An 18,236-nucleotide genomic window follows, 5' to 3' on the forward strand; every position below is an offset into this window, starting at 1 on the left:
CTGATTGAGCCAACGAGGGGATTTGAACCCCCGACCTCTTCCTTACCAAGGAAGCACTCTACCCCTGAGCTACATCGGCTTGAAATCATTCAGTGCCTTTACAGGCACATCCTAACAAAGGCAGTGACGTTTCCGTTCTGCCTTGATTTATCACCGAAATGCCTATTGTATTATTAGAGCGAGAGACGAGGTTCGAACTCGCGACCTGCAGCTTGGAAGGCTGCCGCTCTACCAACTGAGCTACTCTCGCTTGTTTGACAAAATACTCACTTATTTAAAAGTATTTATTTTAATCAAATGTAATCCTTCGCTAAAGCTTCGGATTACAAAGTGGGGGAAACAGGATTCGAACCTGTGAAGTCGTAGACAGCGGATTTACAGTCCGCCCCAGTTGGCCGCTTTGGTATTCCCCCATTGGTTTCAATAAGCATTTCCTAAATCCTTTTCGTTTTAGGAAGTGCAAAATTATATGGATTTTATATTTTATCAAACTTTACCGACAAAAAAGATTGCTTTTTTTTAATCTTAATTTTCAATCCTTCGCTATCTATTGTAAATCAGTTCTTTACATTTAAAATAAAATCCAGAAAAGTTTTTAAAATCAATCGCATTAGCTACATCGCATCAAACTTTTTAAATTTTGGTTCAATTCTCAGCCTCAAAGGTGAAAAAAAATCTGCGCAGACATACTAATTTTAAAACGAAATGTGTAAAATTTAATATGTGTTCCTATCTTCGTGCTAAATTTTAATTATGTACGAAATAAAATTCAGTCAATCCGATAAAGAATATCGACTGTCCACTAAAGACGGTAATATTTTCATAGACGATAAACAAGTTGATTGGGACATAAGTAAAACCGATCAGCAATCCTTCCACATTATTTATCACAATCAAACATTTAATGCTCATTTAGTAGAAATAGACTACGAAAGTAAAGTCTTTAAATTACAATTGAATGGGAAAATCATTGAGTTGGAATTGAAAGATAAAATGGATTTACTTTTGGAGGAAATGGGCATTAGTGATTTGGATCAAAACCAAATGAATGATGTGAAAGCTCCTATGCCAGGTTTAATCATTGATATTATGGTTGCTCCAGGTGATGAAGTTAAAAAAGGTGATCCTCTTTTAATATTGGAAGCCATGAAGATGGAAAATGTGATTAAGGCAGCGGGTGATGGGACAATCTCAGAAATTAAAGCCAATAAAGGTGACAGCGTAGAGAAAAATCAATTGATCATTCAATTCTAATTATAGAATACATAGAATTGATTTTTAAAATTTATAAATTAGACTTTTAACGGGACAGCAACAATTTAACTTATGAAATTCAAACGCATTCTATTGAAATTAAGTGGTGAGGCTCTTATGGGGGATGAAGGCTACGGTATTGACCCTAAACGACTTGCTCAATATGCAGAAGAAATAAAAAGAATACATGATCAGGGTGTTGAAATAGCTATTGTAATAGGTGGTGGAAATATTTTTAGAGGAATTCAAGCTGAGGGTGCAGGTATTGATAGAGTTCAAGGTGATTATATGGGAATGCTAGCTACTGTTATAAATGGAATGGCTGTTCAAGGTGTTTTAGAAAATCACGGCATGTTTACACGCTTAATGTCTGGGATTAATATGGACCAGGTATGTGAGCCCTTTATCAGAAGAAGAGCAATCAGACATTTAGAAAAAGGAAGAATAGTCATTTTTGGTGCTGGAATAGGAAATCCCTATTTCACTACAGATTCTACTGCAAGTTTAAGAGCTATTGAAATAGAAGCGGATGTTGTTTTAAAGGGCACAAGAGTGGATGGAGTTTATACATCTGACCCAGAGAAAAATGAAGATGCTGTAAGATATTCGAATATCACATTTCAAGAAGTTTATGAAAAAGGATTAAATGTGATGGATATGACAGCTTTCACGCTTTGTCAAGAAAACAATTTACCTATTATTGTATTTGACATGAATAAGGCTGGCAACTTATACGACCTTATAAATGGAGAAAATGTTGGAACATTGATAAATTCTGAAAAATAAAAAGAAATGGAAGAAATAGATTTAGTATTGGATGAAACAAAAGAGCTAATGGACAAAGCCATTCAGCACACGAAAAGTAATTTACAGAAAATTAGAGCAGGTAAAGCTTCCCCTGCAATGCTTGATGGATTAATGGTAGATTATTATAATAATGACACTCCTATTAGCCAAGTAGCTTCAATCAGTACACCAGATGCTCGTTCTATTATTATTAAACCATGGGAAAAGAATATAATTGGCGAAATAGAGCGTGCCATAATCAATAGCGATTTAGGATTCACTCCTCAAAACGATGGTGAAATTGTTAGAATTAACATTCCGCCATTGACTGAAGAAAGAAGAATTGCTTTATCCAAACAAGCAAAAAACGAGGCTGAGGATGGCAAAATTTCTATTCGTAATGCAAGAAAAGATGCTAACGACCAATTAAAGCAATTGCAAAAAGAGGGGATTTCGGAAGATGATGTTAAAAGAGGAGAAGATAAAGTTCAATCCTTAACTAATGATTACACTAAAAAAATTGATGAAATTCTTGAGCATAAAGAGAAAGAGATCATGACAGTATAATTGTCAAAATTTTCTACTTTCTTTAAAAAAAAGCTGTTTTAAAAGAATTATAAAGTGAATAATAGATATTTTTCTATTTTGACTTTTACTTTTGAAACAGCTTTTTTATTATCGGGCACCTAAATAATACCGCAAACTATTGATTCCTTTCAGCTATTGCACTAATTTGCCTTTTGTATGAATATTACCAATCCCAACGCCTTTTGGCTTCTTTTTCTAATCATTATCCCTATCCTGATTCACCTCTTTCAGTTTAGGAAATATAAAAGTTTAAAATTCAGTAACACCTTTTTTTTAAGCGCAGTAAATGAAGAGCAAAAGCGAAGCAGAAAATTAAAACATATCCTTATTTTAATTAGCAGGATTCTATTAATACTATTTCTGGTCTTTAGCATTGCAAAACCTTTTTGGAAAAGTGAGGCCATGAATTCTAATGTGAATTTACTGGTTTTGGATCAATCCGCTTCTAATACAGCTTATGCAGAAGGCAGTTCTAATCCAATAATAGAGGAGAATATGAGCTTCATTAATCAACTTTTTGAAAGCTATCCTCAATCATTGAAAGCAGTGGATCAATCTGGAAGTTCTTTAGAAGCCTACCAAGAAGTTGTGGTCAGAGAAAATGAATCAAAATTGAACTTGGATAGAATAATCAGAAAACACCCAACATCTGAAAAAATATTGTTGCTAAGCGATTTCCAAAAATCAGCCATAGACGAAAACATCTCCATTTTTTCAGACTCTTCCAGAGGATTTATTTTTATGCCTCCTTATCAGCAAAAACCCAACAATGTTTGGGTCGATTCATTATGGGTAGAACAAACAGATGATGGTGCTGGAAACGAACAACTAAAACTACAAATCAGCGCAATAGATGATGTTGATGATGTTAATATCGCATTGGAGAATGATGAGCAATTAATTGGTACGCAACAAATAGTATTAAATGATGGCGGACAAAAATCGGTAAGCTTTCCGATTAAAAGATTTTCATCTGACATGAGTTCTTCATTTCGCATTAATTTGGAAGCCGGGGATTTGGATTTTGATAATACTTTTTACTTTAGCCTACCAGAGCGAAGTAAATTAAAAATCTTATTACTCTCTAAAAACAATACTAACAGTCTTTTAAGCGCAGTATACGAAAATAAAGAGATGTTTGATTTTCGAAAAGAGTCATTGAATAATTTCGCATTTCAGGATCTGGATGAATATGATTTAGTTTTGGTAGAACTTGGGGATCAACTCAATAATTTTGCTGCAGGAGCTTTAAAAACTTATGCTGCATCCGGCAATAATTTAGTGGTAATTCCAACATCAAATTTTGACCAATATTCCTTTTTAGAGGATTTGGGGTTTTCCAATGTCTCTAATATTTCTCAAGCTAATAATAAGACCGTCAAACTTCAAAGCCCTGATTTACAAAACCCCTTTTTCAGGAATGTATTTAATAATATGAATGAGGATATTAGCATGCCTGAAGCCGTCATGTATTTAAAGTGGGAATCCGGACAGAAAATACTATCCTTTATCAATGGCTATCCTTATTTAGGTTTAACTGGAGTAAATGACAACATCTTTGTCTTTGCCTCTCCTTTCGATCAGGATTATACCAATTTCACACAACACGGAATTTTCTTGCCAGTTTTTTATAAAATTGCTTTCAGTGGCAAAAAAGAAAATCAAGCGCAATATTTCTTCTTAAATCAGGATGTAATCGAATTATCCAAAGCTGATATACCAGAAGGCACTGTAGTGAAATTGCAACAAGGAGAACAAGAATTAGTGCCAGACCAAAGAATAAGTGGCAATGAAATGCGCTTAATCTTGCCACAAGAAGATTTAAAATCTGGCTTTTATACTATCATCAATACCAAAACTGAAGAAAACTTGGGCGTATTAGCCTTAAACATCCCTAAAAAAGAAAGCGAAACAGGCTATTATACCACTTCTGAATTGCAATCACTTTTTCAAGATCAGGAAAATGTTGTAGTTTTAGATGAGTATGATTTTTCATCTATCAAAGATTATATTGATGAAACCAAAAACGGTTTTCCTTTGTGGAAATATTTCTTAGTATTAGCTTTGCTGAGTTTATTAGCTGAAGTTTTAATCATCCGCTTGCTTAAATAGATATGCGAACTTACATCAAGGCTGTCAAAATCATTAATCCTGCCTCTCAGTGGCACAATCAGTCCGTTAATTTATTGGTGGATGATGGTGTAATTACAGAAATCAATCCTTCCGAAAAAATAGATGCTGATATCGTTATAGAGGAAAAAGAACTGCATGCTTCCGCTTCATGGCTGGATATGCGCGTTTTTTCTGGGGAACCTGGTGAAGAATATAGAGAAGATTTTGAAAGTTTAGCGAATGTTTTGGAAGCAGGTGGATTTGGAAGTGCTTTATTAATGCCCAATACAAATCCTATCATTCAAAATAAAGCGGATATTAAAACGGTGATGTCCCGAAATAGTGGACAAGTTGTTCAAATTTTACCTTCGGCAGCCGTTACCATTAATTGTGATGGTGAGAATTTAAACGAGATGCTGGATGTTTACCATGCAGGTGCTATTGCCTTTACGGATGGCGCACAGCCTTTATGGAATAGTGATATCTTAGTGAAATCTTTGCAATATCTTCAAAAATTTGATGGTTTACTGATGACCATGCCACAAGATCACAAATTGGCTCTTTTCGGACAAATGAATGAAGGCATCGTCAGCACAGGTTTAGGCTTAAAAGGAATCCCACATTTGGCAGAGGAAATTATTATCCAGCGTGATTTAGAATTGTTGAAATATGCGGGCGGAAAGCTGCACTTTAGCTGTATCAGCAGTGCCAAGAGTGTCGAAATGATCAGGAATGCTAAGGCTGAAGGTTTAAATGTAACTTGCGATGTGAACATTCATCATTTAATACTAGATGATGAAAATTTGGAATCTTTTGACACTCATTATAAAGTTTTGCCTCCTTTAAGAACACAGAAAGATATTGAAGCTTTGATTTTAGGAGTGAATGACGGAACTATTGATGTAATCGTTTCTTCACATCAGCCTTACGATCAAGATCATAAAAAAATGGAGTTTGATTTGGCAGAATTTGGCATCATGGGTGCTCAAATTATGTATCCGATGTATCATAAATTCCTTGCTAATAAAATTGAGCTTTCAACATTTATCAATTGCATAGAAGCTAATCCTAAAAAGATATTGAACCTGCCACAGGCAAAAATAGAAAAAGGAGCTCCGGCCGATTTCACATTATTTTCTAATGATATGAAATGGGAATTTAATACTGAAAGTAATTTTTCTAAAAGTGATAATTCTCCATTTATGGGTCAAAGCTTTACAGCTAAGGCAATAGGGGTTTTTAAACACAGACACCAATATTTAGAATCAAAATTTACAAATTCCTGATATGAATTTATTAGTCAAAAGCCCTTTAAGGTTCAGCTTAATTGCCGCATTTTTTGTGATCCTGATGTTTTTCATCTTGATTATGTTAGATAAAAACCCGGTGATCTATTCCAGTAATATCATTTTTATTGGTCCGCTCCTGAGTTTATTTTTATTCTTTGCTATAAAGGTATTTCGAGATACAAATCCTGATGGATTGAGATTTTGGCAAGGCTTTTCAATAGGAATTTTATACACCTTATTTTTCACCCTATTTTATTCTATTGTATTGTGGTCAGATGCTACATTATTTGAAACTGATCATTTTGATGAATATAGAGCTATGATAATTGAAAAAATAATAGCCGGGAAAGATATGTTAGTGGACAAAATGGGCGAGCAAGGTTATCAGGATTATCTGAAATCAGGTGAATCATCGAATGCACGAATCATTGGTAGCTTAGCAGTTAATAATATTATAATTGGTGCATTAGTGACCCCTTTAATTTCCCTTTTCATGAGAACCAGTGAACCCAAAAGAGTATGAAGTATAATATAAGCATCGTTATACCGGTTTTTAATGAAGAGGAATCATTGCCTGAATTAACCGATTGGATTAATCGAGTGATGGCTATTCATCCATTATTGAGTTATGAAATATTGATGATTGATGATGGAAGTTCAGATGATTCATGGAATATCATTGAGGAGCTTTCTCAAAAACACATTCCGCTTAAAGGAATTAAATTTTCTAGAAATTACGGAAAATCAGCGGCACTTCATACGGGTTTCAAACATGCAAAGGGCGAGGTAGTCATCACTATGGATGCCGACATGCAAGATAGTCCTGAAGAAATCCCAGCTCTTTATGATATGGTGGTTAAAGATGGCTTTGATATTGTTTCCGGCTGGAAAAAGAAAAGACATGACCCTATTAGCAAAACCATCCCTTCTAAATTTTTCAATTTTGTGACCCGTAAAATTTCGGGAATCAAATTGCATGATTTTAATTGTGGTTTAAAAGCTTACCGCAGTAAAGTAGTAAAAAACATAGAAGTCTATGGTGAAATGCATCGTTATATACCTGTGATAGCCAAATGGAATGGCTTTAGGAAGATAGGCGAAAAAGTAGTGCAGCACAGAGCTAGGAAATACGGAGAGACGAAATACGGTTTAGAGCGATTTTTATATGGATTTTTAGATCTGCTATCCATTACATTTGTTTCCAAGTTCAAGAAAAGCCCCATGCATTTCTTTGGTGCTTTTGGAACCTTATCTTTTATAGCAGGATTTTTCATTACTATTTATATCATAGGCAGAAAATTCTATGAGATTCATTATAAATTGCCTGTTAGGGAAGTCACAGATCAGCCCTTGTTCTTTTTGGCTTTAGTGGCTTTAATAGTTGGGGTTCAGTTATTCTTGGCGGGATTTGTAGGGGAAATGATCACCATGAATTCTCCAAGGAAAATAGATTACATAGTGGATGAACAAACCGGATTCTGATGCGATTTTATTCCGTAGTTATCCCCATTTATAATCGTCCTGATGAAATTAAAGAGCTTTTAGAAAGCTTGACCCAGCAAACTTTTACAAATTTTGAGATCATTATAGTGGAAGATGGTTCTCAAATTAAGTGTGAGGAGATCTGCAATTCTTTTAAGGACAAGCTCAATATTCAATATTTCTATAAGGAAAACTCAGGACAAGGTTTTAGTAGAAATTTCGGCTTTGAGAAAGCAAAAGGAGATTACTATATCGTTTTTGATTCCGACTGCATCATTCCTAAAGATTATTTCGAAACAGTAGATCATTTCTTAAATGAAAATCCGCTTGATGCTTTTGGTGGACCTGATGCTGCTTTGGATAGTTTCACCATTGTGCAAAAAGCCATAAGTTATTCCATGACTTCTTTCTTTACCACAGGAGGAATAAGAGGCGGCAATAAGCAATTAGAGAAATTCCGTCCCAGGAGTTTCAATATGGGGATTTCAAAAGAAGTTTTTGAAAAAACCGGTGGCTATAACATCACCCGCATGGGAGAAGATATTGAGTTTAGCATCAGAATAGAAAAAGCAGGATTCAAAACGGGTTTAATTCCCAATGCGAAAGTTTACCATAAAAGAAGAACCAGACTAGATCAGTTTTACAAACAACTATTTTTCTTTGGAAGGGGTAGAATCAACATCTTTAGGTTTTATAAAAGTGAATTGAAAGCCGTTCATCTTTTGCCCGTGGCATTTGTATTAGCTTTATTTTTCTGGTTATCTACTGCCTTATGGCAATGGGAGTTATTTCAATTGGGAGCTGCTGTATTGGCGGTCTATTTTATATTGATAGGAATTGATGCCTTTATGAAAACCAAAAACTTCCTAGTGGCCTGGCTAAGTTTAATCACTTCCTTTATTCAGCTTTTTGCCTATGGAATGGGTTTTCTAAAAGAGAGCTTTGCTTATTTGAGGCAGCCTGAGCCTGAGGGGGTGAAAGCATAAGCTGGAAGCTCGCGCTAGCGAATGGGACAGCCAAAGGCTGTTTTTTTTTACCAACAAGTTTCTCTAAGACTTTCGCAAACGGCACAAAGGAAATAATCGAGATTATTTTACTCACCAGCTAGAGCGAGATCGGAAGCTATTTTCTTTCTCGTTTGCTGCAGTTATTTGTTAATCAATGGATTAGGTGAGGCTTTATACTTGAGTGAGGGTGGTGAGTAAGATGATAATTAATGTAAAAAATATCTTCATGCTATTCTGATATTGATTTATTTTTCCGCTCTTTTATTTTGGCATCTACGAACTCTATCATTTCCTCAATTTCACAAAGCTCTGAACCTGAGAATCCGAAAATTCTTTTTCTACCAGCCTTATCCTTAATATATACTCCTGAACCCCAATTCATAACAGAATCAATATTGATCTTCTCTATTTTAGATATTTCATATTGGTATTCTATAAATGGCAACATGACATTTATCAATATAATCTCTTTTTCATCGTAGGAGAATTTAAAGCATTTGGTAAATGTTAGGAATCTCATGAATAATAAACCAAAAAAAGCCATACCAAATGCGAAAAGTATTGATTTCCCTACATATAACGATATTGCAATACCAATAATGAATGATATAGCAGCTAAGAAATTAGTGCCATTTATTGAAGAATATGGAATGTGCTTCATCACTTTATTTTAAATTTATTGGACAAGAAAATGCCTAATATAAGAACTTTCAATCAAAATCGTTTTTTTACACCAATCCCAACCGCTGGTGCGAGCTTCCCAGCTCGTACCTAATTCCCCCACCAAAAATTTCAATCCCTTAAATCTTTCTTTATTTTTGACGTTATTGTTTTCTAAATCCATAGCCTTATGAAAAAAGTCATTATTGTTGTTTCAGTAATAGTACTGATAATTGCTCTTACTTTTGTCTACTTTTTTTACCTCCAGCCCATTAAGAAAAATAATCCTTTGATGGCTGTTCCGCCTGATGCGAGCATGATTTTTCAACTGGAAAACCCCTTTGAGGAATGGAATGAAATCACCGATAATAAAATCTGGAATTACTTAAAAACCAATCCCTATTTTAAAGAAATCGGACAGGAAATGGACAGCTTGACGGTTGATATGAAAAGCAATTCAAGCTTGTGGGAACTGGTAATGGATCGTCCTATGGTGATGTCTGTCCATAAAACCAGACCGAAAGACTATGATTTCCTTTATGTGATCGATTTACAGCGCGCAACTCAATTCGATTTTATCAAAAACTACATTAATGATTTTAGTGATGACATCGAAAAAGTATATACCAGAACCTATCAAGACCAAGAAATCCTAGAAATCAAATTCATTGACTCCCCTACTACTTATTACCTGTTTATCTATGACAATCTTTTAAGTGTTTCTTCTACTCATATTCTTGTCGAACAATCCATTGACCAGTTGAAAAAGCCCATTTTAATTCGGGATTTTGATTTTATTGATATCACAAAAGCCTTGGGCTCAAATGATATTAATATGTACATCAATTATCCTGCATTTTCTGATTATTTAAAAATATGGATGGATGATTCTGAAGATGAAAGTTCAGATATATTCAGTATTTTGAAATATAGCGGAATGTCGCTAGAAGCCACTGATAAAGTATTATCAGTAGAAGGATATACAAATGTGAAAAAAGACAAGCCAAATCTGCTTACAGCTTTAATGAATTCCGGTGAGGGAGAGATCGGTGTGGGCACCATAGTTCCGGATAATGCTTCCTATTTTATGAGTTTGGGTTTTGATGATGCAAAAGAATTCTACAAGCAAATGGAGGAAGTCTTAAAAATTAGCGAAGAGGGTGATTCCTATATGGAAAGCAAGCAGAAAATTGAAGACTATCTCGATATTTCCATAGAAGATGATTTTCTAAGTTGGATCGATAATGAAATAGCTTTAATTCAGTTGAACTCCAATAGCGATAAAAACAAGGTAGAATTAGCTGTCGCAATTAAACATAAAGATTTTGACGACACCAAAGAGCGATTGGGCTACATTGAACAGCAAATCCGAAAGAAAACTCCTGTGAAATTTAAAGGGATTACCTACAAAGGATATGACATTCAGTTTCTTTCTATTAAAGGATTTTTTAAGCTTATGTTTGGAAGTGCTTTTGAAGGAATTGACAAACCTTATTACACTATAATGGATGATTATGTGGTCTTTAGTAATTCCCCTCGAACTTTGGGCAAAATTATTTCATCAGTCGAAGAAAAAAGCACCTTGGATCACACCAAAGAATATGCTGATTTCATGGAGAATTTCGATTATGAATCCAGTTTATTCATTTACCTCAGTGCTAATGAACTTTTAAGCGATGCCGAAAGAATATTAGATGCCTCATCTTGGAAAGAATTAAAGCCACATCAGCCCTACTTTAAAAGTTTTCCGATGATTGGGATGCAAATTAAAGCGGATGGAGACTTGCTAAATCATCAAATCCAACTGAATTATTTAAACCACGAGCAAATAAGCAATTGGAATGATTTAGTAAAAGAAAGCGAATTTAAAGAAGAGGAAGTAGCTGATTCTACCGAAACGGAAGATGAGGATTTAATTTCAATAGAAAATATTTTACCTGAAGACCTGAATAGCAAAACCTTTATTGAATACTATGAAAATGAGCAGGTTAAATTTGAAGTATCCCTTAAAGATGGCTTAAAACATGGCAGATATTTTCAATATGATAGCCTTGGAAATATGGTGGTGAAAGGTCGCTATAGAAATGATGAGAAATCAGGCACTTGGCGTTTTTATGATAAAGATGGAGATTTAATTCGGAAGGAAAGGTTTTGATTTTTGATATAAACAAGGAATTCAAATACACTAAATAAATCCCAAACAAAACACCCTTTCAGGATATTTAAGGACATAATAATCTCTTTTGCATTAATGAATTCTGTATTATTTGTGTTCTCATGAGTTCTATTCAGGAGAAACTAAAATTCTTTTCTATCTTCAAGCAAAATTTTACGGCTTCATTATGATTTTAAATACCATTGACTGGGTAATCCTCATTGGATTTTTGCTTATTTCTTTAGGAATAGGATTTTGGACTTCCAGAAAAAATAAAAGTGCTTCCGAGTTTTTTGCAGCTGGCGGTAAAATGCCATGGTGGCTTTTAGGGGTTTCCATGGTCGCTACCACTTTTTCTACAGACACACCCAATTTAGTAACCGATATTGTCCGTCAAAATGGTGTTTCCGGAAACTGGGCTTGGTGGGCTTTTTTGCTCACGGGAATGCTTACCGTTTTCGTTTATGCTGGTCTATGGAAAAAATCAGGAGTATTAACCGATGTAGAATTTTATGAATTAAGATATTCTGGCAAAGCTGCACGATTCCTGAGAGGTTTTAGAGCTATTTATTTAGGCTTACTTTTCAATGTGATGATTATGGCTTCCGTGAGTTTAGCTGCTATAAAAATCGGAGGAGTATTATTAGGTTTAAGCCCTGTTCAAACAGTCGTAATAGCAGGAATCATAACCGTTATTTATAGTAGTTTGGGAGGATTAAGAGGTGTTTTATTTACAGACTTTCTGCAATTCTTTCTTTCTTTAGGAGGAGCTTTAGTTGCTGCTTATGTTGCATTAAATCACCCTATGGTGGGAGGATTAGATAATTTATTAACACATGAAAACGTAGTGGATAAGCTATCTTTTTTCCCTTCTTTCTCCAACCATGAAATGTGGGTTATGTTGTTGATTATTCCGCTACTAGTGCAATGGTGGAGCACTTGGTATCCTGGTGCTGAACCAGGCGGTGGTGGATATATTGCTCAGCGGATGTTTGCCGCTAAAAATGCGGATCATTCTATAAAAGCAGTGTTATTTTTCAATGTAGCGCATTACGCCATCCGTCCATGGCCTTGGATAATTGTAGCACTTTGTTCAATTATTGTTTTTCCTGATTTAGATAGTTTTGCAAAAGCTTTTCCAGCTGTAAACTCAGGAGTTGCCACGCATGATATGGGATATCCTGCTATGTTGACTTTTATTCCTGCAGGATTATTAGGCTTGGTGGTCACCTCATTAGTGGCTGCTTATATGAGTACAATTTCCACTCACTTGAATTGGGGTTCTTCTTATTTGGTAAATGATGTTTATAAAAGATTCATCAACCCTAAAGCTACCGAAGGAAAGCAAGTTTTATTGGGAAGGTTATTAACGGTGGTTTTAATGATTTTCAGTATGCTGATGGCACTAGTTTTAGAAAATGCCCTGCAAACCTTTGAAATTCTCTTGCAAATTGGTGCTGGTACTGGCTTAATTTACATTCTTAGATGGTTTTGGTGGAGAGTGAATGCTATAAGTGAAATAGTAGCCATGGTGGTCAGTTTCTTAATTGCGCTCTATTTTGCCTTTGCAGATCAGCCTTTTGGCTTTGAGGAATTATTATCTTGGCAAAAATTAATCATAGGAGTTAGCATTACAACAGTAAGTTGGGTAACAGCTAGTTTTCTGACACAAAAAACTACTGATGAACAATTAGCAAATTTCCTCAATAAAGTAAATCCTGGTGGCCCGGGTTGGAAGAAAATCATAGCAAGATTATCTGCAAAAGGTTTGATTCAGCCGAAAACTCAAAAATGGAAAGTTCCCACTGGTATTATTTGCATGATAGCCGGAAGCATGGGTGTTTATGGCTTTCTATTTAGTACTGGACTTTTTATTTATGGAGAAATATTAAAAGCAAGTGGTTTATTGCTATTTAGTATACTTTGTGGTTTTGTGATATTTAAACTTTATCCGAAAATTATCGCTGAGGATTAATCGGTTGCTTTCCAATTAAAATCTGGAAGAACATCTTAAAATCGGATGCCAAACTCCAAAGTGGATAAGTGAAAGTTGCAGGTTTGTTTTTTTCAAAAAAGAAATGACCTACCCAAGCAAATCCATAGCCCACTACTGGAATCAAGGCTAATCCCCAATAAGTTTGGGTGATTAATGCCCAAGCTAATACTCCAAAAAGCAAAGCAGTTCCTGTGAAATGCAGTTTCCTGCAAGTAGGATCTTGATGTTCACTTAGATAATACGGATAAAATTCTTTAAAGCTTTTGTATTTTCTCTCTGCCATGATTCAAATTATTTGCACATAATTTAGTCAAATAATAGAAATTTTAAAAATCACATATATACTTAAGCTTTTTGACTATCATATAACTAAAGGCTAATCATCCCTTTTAAAAATTCGGTTTAATAACTCCATATACTTTAATAAAAATATCCAAAGGAGTTTATCTTTCTAATATCACTACAGGCAATGTTAGCGGTTTGATCTTATTTTGTTTAAGATATCAGCTGTAATTATTCTATTTGTATAAGAATTAATTGTAAGCCTTACATTTCTTGCAGTATTTGTTATATAAATATTTTTACCAATTTTATGAAATTCTGACTCATCTGTTTCTTTGATGATTTCAAAAATCATTTTTTCAACTTTATCCTTTGACAGTTCTTTGTTGAGTTTCTTGTTAATTCTTTCATAAACAAGGTCAGTATAACAAACTTTAGATAAAATTTCTGCTTTATAATTGTTCACACCTTCTTTTTATTATTATTTATCTGTATTTATAGTTGAATAAATATCAATTTCCGAATTCGGTTTATTCCATTGAAATCTAAAATCATATTTTTCAAAGTGAATAAACCCTACATTCATTTGGTCTTCAATTTTCAAATTTGACTTTTGTAAAATGATTTTATAAATATCGTAAAGCGTTTGTTAAATGATTACTATCCTTTTAAAACTTTAGCCGCTTCTTTAGCAAAATAACTTAAAATCACATCTGCTCCAGCTCTTTTGATGCTCAATAAACTTTCCATCATGGTGGCTTCTCCATCAAGCCAACCTCTTTCTGCTGCTGCTTTTATCATACTGTATTCTCCACTTACATTATAAGCAGCTATTGGTAATTCATTATTTTCTTTAAGCAAATGAATGACATCCAAATAAGCTAAGGCTGGTTTCACCATCAAGAAATCTGCCCCTTCTTGTGCGTCCAGTTCCGCTTCAATTAAAGCTTCATATTTATTGGCAGGATTCATCTGATAGGTTTTCTTATCCCCTGATTTTGGGGCTGAATCCAATGCATCACGGAAAGGGCCATAAAATGCAGAAGCATATTTCGCACAATAGCTCATAATGGAGGTGTTTTCAAATCCATTATCATCCAAAACCTCACGGATATATTCCACTCTGCCATCCATCATATCGGAAGGTCCAATTATATCTATGCCAGTTTCAGCTTGAGCCAATGCCATATCCGCTAAAACATCTAAAGTTTCATCATTGAGGATATTACCATTTTCATCTACAATACCGTCATGCCCATCAGTGCTGTACGGATCCATGGCTACATCTGTCATAATGCAAGCTTCGGGAAATTTGGCTTTAATTTCTTTTAAGGCTTTCAAATAGAAAAAATTCTCGTCTGCACTCTTAGTCGCCATTTTATCTTTATGTTTCTCCTCCACCACAGGGAAAATATCAAAAGCTTTAATGCCTAATTTCAGACACTCTTCAATTTCTTTTAACATTAAATCTACTGTAAAACGATAGATTCCAGGCATACTGCTCACCTCTACTTTTTTATTTTGACCTTCCAGTAAGAATAATGGAAAGATAAAATCTTTGGTAGTTAATGTTGTTTCCTCCACCATTTCACGGATGGCTGCAGACTTACGATTTCTTCTCGGACGTATTAACATAAATATTGCTTTTTATTACCTCAAAGTTACGATTTTATGAAATGGAAATTGGAATCAGATTTGAAAAATCATATGATCACGAATATTTTTAGACAATAAAAAATAAAATCCCCTATATGACAGATTGTTTCTATTTTCCGATTTACCTTCTACTTTTGTGAAAGTTCTAAAAGTGAAAAATATGCGTTCATTAATAATCATCATTTCTGTTATGACAATCAGTGCTTGTCAGCAAATCTCTCAGGAAAAGACTTCAAGTGCTGATGAAAAACTTTCCATGCAATTAGGTAATGCTACGGTATGGTTTCAGCAATCTGCAGAAATGGAAGCTTCATTCCTTCAGGCTTATGACAAAGGCAAAATGCTATTGAAAATTAAAATGGACACACTTTCAAATTCTGGATTAAAGCCTGCAGTGGTTTTAGATTTGGACGAAACTGTTTTGGATAACAGTCCATATGAAGCAAGATTATTTTTAGAAGGTGAAAATTATGGTTCTGAAAGCTGGGAAAACTGGTGCAAGGAAGCCCAAGCTGATGCATTACCAGGTGCTGTAGATTTCCTAAATTTTGCTGATAGTTTAGGATTAAAAATATTTTATATTTCTAATAGAAAAATAGGTGTTTTCGAACCTACTTTGAAGAATTTGAAAATCCTAAAATTGCCTCAAGCTGAAAAAGACCATCTTTTATTACGTACTACTAAAAGTGACAAAACTGAAAGAAGGGTAATGGTAAAAGCTGACCATCAAATCTTATTATATGTAGGCGATAATTTAACAGATTACAGTCAAAAATTTGCAGAAAGAGATTCTGTTTTAGGTAAAGATTTGGTTAAAAAACATCAAAAAGAATTATTGCACAATTTCATTATGCTGCCTAACCCTATGTATGGCGAATGGGAGTCTGCGGTTTATGGAAATGATTTCTCTAAAACAGCAAAGGAAAAATTAGACTTGAGACAAAAAGTTTTGGATACTAAATTATGAATTTAATTTTTTAGAAGTCTAATACTTCTTTTAAAGTAACTAGATATGGTTCTAACAATAAATTCAACCCATATATAAAATAAATTTCTTCAAGTTAAGTAATTTTCATATTTTGTATAAATTTATTTACAAATATGGAGATTCGTTGTACTTTAATCATATTCCTCAACCTACTCTTTGCTATTCCAAGTGAGGCTTTTGCCCAAAATGAAAGCTGGGAAGAAGCAAAAAAGAAAAAAAGTGCCACACTAGATCTTCATTGGTTTGTTTCACAGCCATTTATTTACAAAGACAAATCAGAAAAATTAACAGGGCTAGAAGTGGAAATTTTTCAAGAATTCAAGAAATATGTAAAAGCAACTCATCAAGTAGAAATTAATCTAAATTGGGTAGAATCAAAAAGCTTTGGTAGTATCCTCAATGATATTGAAACCTCAAAAAAACCAAACTGCTTTGGAGTATCAGCCTTTTCTATAACAGAAGAACGCAAACAAAAACTTAAGTTCACGCAAGCCTATTTGTCTGATGTAGCAGTTTTAGTTTCAAGTGAAGGAACTCCAATAGTTCGGACACTGGAAGAAATCAACAATTTGATGAAGGGAATGACTGCTGTTACAATAGAAGGAACAACTTACGAAAAATTCTTATCTGATTTAAAGCAACAATTGAATCTCGATTTTCAAACTAAATATATTAGAAGTGATGAAAATATATTGGATGCCATAAGCAAAGCCGATAACCGTTTTGGCTTTATTGATCTCCCAATATATTTAATGCTAATAAAAAATGGAGGTAATTTAACAAGACAAAACTTCTTTACTGTTAAAGGTAATGGCTATGCTTTTATTATGCCAAAATCATCTGACTGGAATACTATATTTAATGACTTCTTGGGAGACCCTAAAACTAAAGCAAAGCTTGCAGATATAACTGCAAAATATATGGGATTAGAACTTTATAAATTCATGGAAGGAATATATGAAGAAGAAAATTTAAGGGCTTCCATCCTAACTAAGGAAAAAGAATTGCAATTAGAGCAATTGAGGAATACAAATCTTTTATTAGAAAAAGAAAAAAACACACAGCTAACATTTATCATTATTACGGTTATCACTTCCATTCTACTTGCCATCATTTTCATTCTGTTTTACAGGGAACAAAAAATCTCCAATCTCTTAAGTCGAAAGAATAAACAAATTGAGCACCAGCAACGGAGCATCCAAAGTAAAAATGAACAGCTATACAATCGTAATCTGCAGCTTACCAGTCTTAATGAAGAAAAGAATAATTTGGTAAAAATTTTAGCGCATGATCTTAGGTCACCAATCAATCAAATAACTGGCTTACTCGATATTTTAAAATTAAGCCATAAAAATTTTAATAATGAAGATGAAAACATAATTCATCAAGCTCAGGATTCAGCTCAAAGATTAAATCAAATGATAACCAAAATACTAGATTTCGATGCACTAGAAGGAAATCGAATGAAAGTAATGCGGGAAGAAATTGATGTTAGAGACCTTTTTGATAAAGTAGAGAAAGAATTAGAAGTTACTGCAATAAAAAAAGACACTAGAATTTATTATCAACTAAAGGAAAATATTCAATTTGAATCAGATCATTTATTCCTAACCCAGATATTAGAAAACATCATAGTAAATGCAATAAAATTTTCAGACCCTGCAAGCGAAATTTTTGTTTCCGCTGAAAAGAAAAAAGATAGAGTCCTATTTTCTATAAAAGATCAAGGACCAGGTTTAACAGAGGAAGATAAGTCACTTATTTTCAAGAAATTTCAGAAATTAAGTGCTCAACCAACAGCTGGGGAAAATTCAACTGGACTGGGATTATCTATCGTTAAAAAATATGTAGATTTATTGAATGGAGAGGTTTGGGTTGAATCAGAGAAAGGAAAAGGAAGCACTTTTTTTGTAGCGCTTCCTAATAATTAGATTCACACAGCATTATTTCCAAAATCACTTAAATATTTCCTGTGTCTGTA

At 34.0% G+C, this 18,236-nt stretch carries 16 protein-coding genes, 3 tRNA genes and 1 pseudogene; 13 read left to right on the forward strand and 7 right to left on the reverse strand.

Annotation, left to right across the window (positions count from 1 at the left end):
- Positions 1-7 precede the first annotated feature (7 nt).
- The 3 genes from QYS49_RS18690 to QYS49_RS18700 form a co-directional block, all read right to left on the reverse strand.
- A tRNA-Thr gene (locus QYS49_RS18690) sits at positions 8-79 on the reverse strand.
- A gap of 98 nt (positions 80-177) precedes the next feature.
- Positions 178-250: transfer RNA gene (locus QYS49_RS18695), tRNA-Gly, on the reverse strand.
- An 81-nt stretch (positions 251-331) separates the two neighbouring features.
- Positions 332-413 (reverse strand) — tRNA-Tyr (locus QYS49_RS18700).
- Between the two features lie 340 nt (positions 414-753).
- On the opposite strand from QYS49_RS18700, the gene QYS49_RS18705 reads away from it, so the two are divergent.
- From QYS49_RS18705 to QYS49_RS18740, 9 genes and pseudogenes are all read left to right on the forward strand, one after another.
- The gene (locus tag QYS49_RS18705) at positions 754-1,254 is read left to right on the forward strand and encodes an acyl-CoA carboxylase biotin carboxyl carrier protein subunit (protein WP_308349503.1); all 501 of its coding nucleotides are present in this window, start codon (positions 754-756) and stop codon (positions 1,252-1,254) included.
- A gap of 72 nt (positions 1,255-1,326) precedes the next feature.
- Entirely contained in the window at positions 1,327-2,040 is a 714-nt protein-coding gene (gene pyrH / locus QYS49_RS18710) for a UMP kinase (protein WP_308349504.1), read from the forward strand.
- Positions 2,041-2,046: 6 nt separating this feature from the next.
- Positions 2,047-2,607 (forward strand): ribosome recycling factor, encoded by a 561-nt coding sequence (gene frr / locus QYS49_RS18715; protein ID WP_308349506.1) that lies wholly within the window; start codon positions 2,047-2,049, stop codon positions 2,605-2,607.
- 177 nt (positions 2,608-2,784) lie between these two features.
- Positions 2,785-3,015: pseudogene (locus tag QYS49_RS19075) on the forward strand (BatA domain-containing protein); the annotation flags it as partial.
- Between the two features lie 15 nt (positions 3,016-3,030).
- A complete protein-coding gene (locus QYS49_RS18720) occupies positions 3,031-4,740 on the forward strand; it encodes a hypothetical protein (RefSeq protein ID WP_308349507.1) in 1,710 nt (569 codons plus the stop codon).
- A 2-nt stretch (positions 4,741-4,742) separates the two neighbouring features.
- The gene (locus tag QYS49_RS18725; RefSeq protein WP_308349508.1) at positions 4,743-6,026 is read left to right on the forward strand and encodes a dihydroorotase; all 1,284 of its coding nucleotides are present in this window, start codon (positions 4,743-4,745) and stop codon (positions 6,024-6,026) included.
- Between the two features lies 1 nt (position 6,027).
- The gene (locus QYS49_RS18730) at positions 6,028-6,552 is read left to right on the forward strand and encodes a DUF4199 domain-containing protein (protein ID WP_308349509.1); all 525 of its coding nucleotides are present in this window, start codon (positions 6,028-6,030) and stop codon (positions 6,550-6,552) included.
- The gene (locus tag QYS49_RS18735; protein ID WP_308349510.1) at positions 6,549-7,511 is read left to right on the forward strand and encodes a glycosyltransferase family 2 protein; all 963 of its coding nucleotides are present in this window, start codon (positions 6,549-6,551) and stop codon (positions 7,509-7,511) included. Before QYS49_RS18730 ends, QYS49_RS18735 begins: the two co-directional genes overlap by 4 nt.
- On the forward strand, positions 7,511-8,497 hold the full coding sequence (locus QYS49_RS18740; RefSeq protein ID WP_308349511.1) for a glycosyltransferase family 2 protein: 987 nt from the start codon (positions 7,511-7,513) through the stop codon (positions 8,495-8,497). The genes QYS49_RS18735 and QYS49_RS18740 overlap by 1 nt, the downstream gene beginning before the upstream one ends.
- 250 nt (positions 8,498-8,747) lie before the next feature.
- Here QYS49_RS18740 and QYS49_RS18745 read toward each other — a convergent pair whose 3' ends face one another.
- Positions 8,748-9,179 (reverse strand): hypothetical protein, encoded by a 432-nt coding sequence (locus tag QYS49_RS18745; protein WP_308349512.1) that lies wholly within the window; start codon positions 9,177-9,179, stop codon positions 8,748-8,750.
- Positions 9,180-9,368: 189 nt separating this feature from the next.
- Between QYS49_RS18745 and QYS49_RS18750 the strand changes: the two genes are divergently transcribed.
- Entirely contained in the window at positions 9,369-11,333 is a 1,965-nt protein-coding gene (locus tag QYS49_RS18750) for a DUF3352 domain-containing protein (RefSeq protein WP_308349513.1), read from the forward strand.
- A gap of 187 nt (positions 11,334-11,520) precedes the next feature.
- Positions 11,521-13,308: a sodium:solute symporter family protein gene (locus tag QYS49_RS18755; protein ID WP_308349514.1), complete on the forward strand. Its 1,788-nt coding sequence runs from the start codon at positions 11,521-11,523 to the stop codon at positions 13,306-13,308.
- Here the strand turns inward: QYS49_RS18755 and QYS49_RS18760 are convergent.
- From QYS49_RS18760 to hemB, 3 genes are all read right to left on the reverse strand, one after another.
- Positions 13,292-13,612 (reverse strand): Mpo1-like protein, encoded by a 321-nt coding sequence (locus tag QYS49_RS18760; protein ID WP_308349515.1) that lies wholly within the window; start codon positions 13,610-13,612, stop codon positions 13,292-13,294. The genes QYS49_RS18755 and QYS49_RS18760 overlap by 17 nt on opposite strands.
- Before the next feature lie 189 nt (positions 13,613-13,801).
- Positions 13,802-14,077 (reverse strand): DUF3781 domain-containing protein, encoded by a 276-nt coding sequence (locus QYS49_RS18765; protein WP_308349516.1) that lies wholly within the window; start codon positions 14,075-14,077, stop codon positions 13,802-13,804.
- Between the two features lie 194 nt (positions 14,078-14,271).
- Positions 14,272-15,246, reverse strand: coding sequence for a porphobilinogen synthase (gene hemB / locus QYS49_RS18770; RefSeq protein ID WP_308349517.1), 975 nt, complete (start codon positions 15,244-15,246; stop codon positions 14,272-14,274).
- A 181-nt stretch (positions 15,247-15,427) separates the two neighbouring features.
- Here hemB and QYS49_RS18775 point away from each other — a divergent pair, with 181 nt between their 5' ends.
- Positions 15,428-16,234: a 5'-nucleotidase, lipoprotein e(P4) family gene (locus QYS49_RS18775; RefSeq protein ID WP_308349518.1), complete on the forward strand. Its 807-nt coding sequence runs from the start codon at positions 15,428-15,430 to the stop codon at positions 16,232-16,234.
- A gap of 134 nt (positions 16,235-16,368) precedes the next feature.
- The gene (locus QYS49_RS18780; protein ID WP_308349519.1) at positions 16,369-18,186 is read left to right on the forward strand and encodes an ATP-binding protein; all 1,818 of its coding nucleotides are present in this window, start codon (positions 16,369-16,371) and stop codon (positions 18,184-18,186) included.
- The last annotated feature ends 50 nt before the right edge of the window (positions 18,187-18,236 follow it).

The organism is Marivirga salinae (assembly GCF_030503855.1).
In the GTDB taxonomy this organism is placed as follows: domain Bacteria; phylum Bacteroidota; class Bacteroidia; order Cytophagales; family Cyclobacteriaceae; genus Marivirga; species Marivirga salinarum.